The sequence below is a fragment of the Catenibacterium sp. AM22-6LB genome, from assembly GCF_003435615.1.
In the GTDB taxonomy this organism is placed as follows: Bacteria; Bacillota_I; Bacilli_A; order Erysipelotrichales; family Coprobacillaceae; genus Catenibacterium; species Catenibacterium mitsuoka_A.
Map to the genome: position 1 here is coordinate 1 of NZ_QTUM01000096.1, position 3,557 is coordinate 3,557.

The window sequence follows — 3,557 nt, forward strand, 5'->3', positions numbered from 1 at the left end:
ACAGGGTCACGAAATAAATATCCTTTTTTTATCGTGTCCTTTTTACAGGGTCCATTTTACTCTCACTACATCCCCAATTTTTGCATCACAATAAGTTGTAATATCCTTTGATGAAACAATCATCTGATAGCCTCTTTTACCTGCTGAGAGAGCGATAGAACGGTCTTTTTCTATGCTGGCATCAAAATATGTTGGGAACTTCTTTTTCATGCCAACAGGAGAACAGCCTCCACGCATATAACCTGTAAGACCTAGTAAATCCTTCATATGAAGCATTTCTACCTTCTTATGTCCAGATAGTTTAGCGAGCTTCTTCAAGTCTATTTCCTCCAAAACAGGAATACAGCATACTAAATAATCATGGTCTTCATGTAATACAAGTGTCTTATAGATATCACCTGCATCCATATCTACTTGTGATGCTACATGTTCACCACTTAAATGTTCTTCATCATATTCATATGTTTTGATTTCATAAGGAATCTTATCACGATCTAGCATTCTTAATGCATTTGTTTTAATTTTACTCTTTTTCATATATATCACCTTGGATGATATTATAGCACTTTATCGTGGCCAATGTTCATTTTCTACAAAATAAGTAGCTTCCATATCCGCTGTAGATAAGGCGAAAGCTTCAGGGAAACGACTAAATACATTTCCTACAGTTCTGGCATCATCCCCATAGCTAAAGCCCATATGATAGGCAATGGCTGCTGTTTCTATATCTGTAAGCTTTAAATAGCGATTCATAATATATACACTCTTAGAACCATGTCCTACAGGGAATGCATCTTCTATTGTATAGAAAGGCACCTGTTCCCATTGTCCTTGCGCATTCTTCTTATTACGCATTTCTGTCTTATAAATATCAACCTTGCATAAATCATGAAATAAAGCACATAATGCTATACTTTCTTCACTCATAGATAAATGATAACCTGGTTCACAACGCTTCTTTACATAGCTTCTAAAGCAGAAATAGACATAGAGACTATGGTCACATAAACCACCCTCATAATCTCCGTGATAACGTGTACTTGCAGGTGCACTATAGAAATCAGTACCTTCTAGCCATGAAAGAAGATCATAAATTCCTTCTCTTTGTATATACTTATGACAAATATCATTAAATAATATTTTTACTTCAATAGAAGATAAATCATCCTTTTCAGGATACATATCTTTTGCGAGTCTTAATAAAATACCATCTTTACCAATTGTTTTCATGTTTACATCTCCTCGTCTCTATTATACCAAACTTTTCTGTAAGAAAAGTGTGTATTTGTTTTATATTTCTACTATACTATTAGTAGGGGTGATTACGTGAACAAACTACATTTGGCCCAGCTGCCTACTCCTATTGAAAAAATAGGCTATCTCTCCAACAAATATAAACCAAATATTTTCGTGAAAAGAGATGACTTAACAGATAGTGTGGCATCTGGTAATAAGATTAGAAAACTAGAATACAGTGTTGCAGAAGCTTTATCTTTAGGGTGTGATACACTGATTACAAATGGTGGATTCCAATCCAACCATTGTCGATCTACTGCTGCAGTAGCCGCAAAACTTGGATTGAAGTGTATTCTTATACTTAGAAAAGAACCTGGTGAAAATATTGAAACAGCCAACTTCCTTTTAGATCATATGCTTGGTGCTGATATAAGAGTAAAGGAACATGATGATTTCCAGGCACATAAAGATGAGATGATGCAGGAAGTCTATCAGGAAGTATTAGATAAAGGTGGCAAACCTTATATTATTCCTATGGGTGCTAGTAATGGAATCGGTACTTTAGGTTATATTGATGCTTTTGATGAAATACTAGAATATGAGAAAAAGACTGGTATTGTGTTCGATACTATTATTGATGCAGTAGGTTCTGGAGGAACTTATACTGGTTTATATTTGGGTAATGAATTAAGACAAGCTCATAAAGATATCGTAGGTATTAATGTATGTGATGATGCTGATTTCTTTATTAAAGAAATTAATAGTATTATTGATGATACATTATCTCATCTTGATGTAAAAGATGTAGAGAGAAGTCATATTCATATTATTGATGGATATGTAGGAAGAGGCTACTCTTTAAGTCGCAAAGAAGAATTAGAAGCTATTTCTGACTTATCTAGACATAGTGGTATTATTCTAGATCCTGTATATACAGGTAAGGCGTATTTTGGACTAATCCATGAATTAGAAAAAGGTACATTTGATCATTCAAAGAATATACTATTCATGCATACAGGTGGTATATATGGTTTATTCTCTAAATCAAAAGAAATAATCTCAGCCTAGGCTGAGATCTTTTTCTTATAAGCGATAATCACTGTTTCTAAATACATAATAGATGTAATACCAATAGACTCTATTAATATTCTAGGTGTATAGGTTGTTTTGATCTTTCTTGTTTCTTTTTGTGACATATTCACATCATGCTGAGATAAATAAGTATTAATTGTATATTTAGAAAGAGATGGACTTGTGAAACATGAAATAGTAAATGAAATCATAAAGATAATAAGTATCTTACTAAGATTATGTGTTTTAAATAGTTTATGACATATAAGTATTAAAAAGAGAGAACTAATAATTAATATAATCAAAGGAATCATCTTTAACTTATCACATATATTTTCAAAGATAGAGACACATGCATTATATTGTGCATCATTGGATGTAAGCTGGAGGTGATTCCAATCCAATGTTTTTCTTTGTGCTTTCTTTATAAAGCCTTCTGTATTACTGTTTTTATTTAAATAATAAGTAACAGAAGAAACAGTTTGTTCAGTATGACTTAATGACTGCGCTTTTGATAAAGCGATAAAGATAGTATTATAAGGCTTTAAATGACTTAATAGTCCTACTTTATTCTTATAGATTCCTACAATAGATAATGATACATCTCCTTTTTCTGTGTTTAATTGAATATCGTCTCCTAAACTTAGATTATTATTTTTCGCAAGTGCATAAGAAATCACTGCATTGGATGTATTCTCATCATTCTTGTTTAAAAGTCTTCCTTCTTTAAGTTTATATTCTTTTGAATTAAAGTCCTGAATCAGCGTCATAGAGGAATAACCTGCAAGAAGAAATGTATCTTCTTGTAATTCTGTCAAACGAATACGAGGGAAAGAAAGACGTGTATTAACTGATTTAAGTGTATGTGAAGATGCATTGACTAGTTGTTCATAGTTATAAGTTTTAACATCTTTAATAGTAGTTAATTGTTTGGCATCTCTGATACTTATTCCATTATCAGATGATAGTGTGACTTCATACTTTAATTGTTTCTTATACTTATTAATAACCTGTGATGATCCCTGCTTAATGAACAAGCACATCATGATAATATTCATTGTGATACATACAATGATAAATAACGATAAATAATGTAGACCCTCTTTCCCTTTAAACATAATGCTGCCTCCTTATAAATATAATAAGAAATAATATTTGCGGTATTATGGAGTAAATATGGGAAAAATTGTGTAAGAAAGTAGGCTAACCTATCACTAGGCTAGCCCCTTATCAAACCGTACGTGCACTAT

Annotated in this window: 4 protein-coding genes; 1 reads left to right on the forward strand and 3 read right to left on the reverse strand. The window is 32.1% G+C overall.

The features are described 5' to 3' along the window. Nucleotides 1–42 precede the first annotated feature (42 nt). Nucleotides 43–537, reverse strand: coding sequence for a Cys-tRNA(Pro) deacylase (gene ybaK, locus DW269_RS12235; protein WP_117460271.1), 495 nt, complete (start codon nucleotides 535–537; stop codon nucleotides 43–45). Between the two features lie 30 nt (nucleotides 538–567). Continuing rightward, entirely contained in the window at nucleotides 568–1,230 is a 663-nt protein-coding gene (locus DW269_RS12240; RefSeq protein ID WP_199410126.1) for a hydrolase, read from the reverse strand. 96 nt (nucleotides 1,231–1,326) lie between these two features. Here DW269_RS12240 and DW269_RS12245 point away from each other — a divergent pair, with 96 nt between their 5' ends. After that, a complete protein-coding gene (locus DW269_RS12245) occupies nucleotides 1,327–2,304 on the forward strand; it encodes a D-cysteine desulfhydrase family protein (protein ID WP_117460273.1) in 978 nt (325 codons plus the stop codon). Here DW269_RS12245 and DW269_RS12250 read toward each other — a convergent pair. After that, on the reverse strand, nucleotides 2,301–3,425 hold the full coding sequence (locus tag DW269_RS12250) for an ABC transporter permease (RefSeq protein ID WP_117460275.1): 1,125 nt from the start codon (nucleotides 3,423–3,425) through the stop codon (nucleotides 2,301–2,303). The genes DW269_RS12245 and DW269_RS12250 overlap by 4 nt on opposite strands. Between the last annotated feature and the right edge of the window lie 132 nt (nucleotides 3,426–3,557).

Bases quoted from the DNA above. Each gene is read 5' to 3' on its own strand.
- DW269_RS12240 (WP_199410126.1), bottom strand. From the start codon at position 1,230: ATGAAAACAATTGGTAAAGATGGTATTTTATTAAGACTCGCAAAAGAT.
- DW269_RS12250 (WP_117460275.1), bottom strand. From the start codon at position 3,425: ATGTTTAAAGGGAAAGAGGGTCTACATTATTTATCGTTATTTATCATT.
- ybaK (WP_117460271.1), bottom strand. From the start codon at position 537: ATGAAAAAGAGTAAAATTAAAACAAATGCATTAAGAATGCTAGATCGT.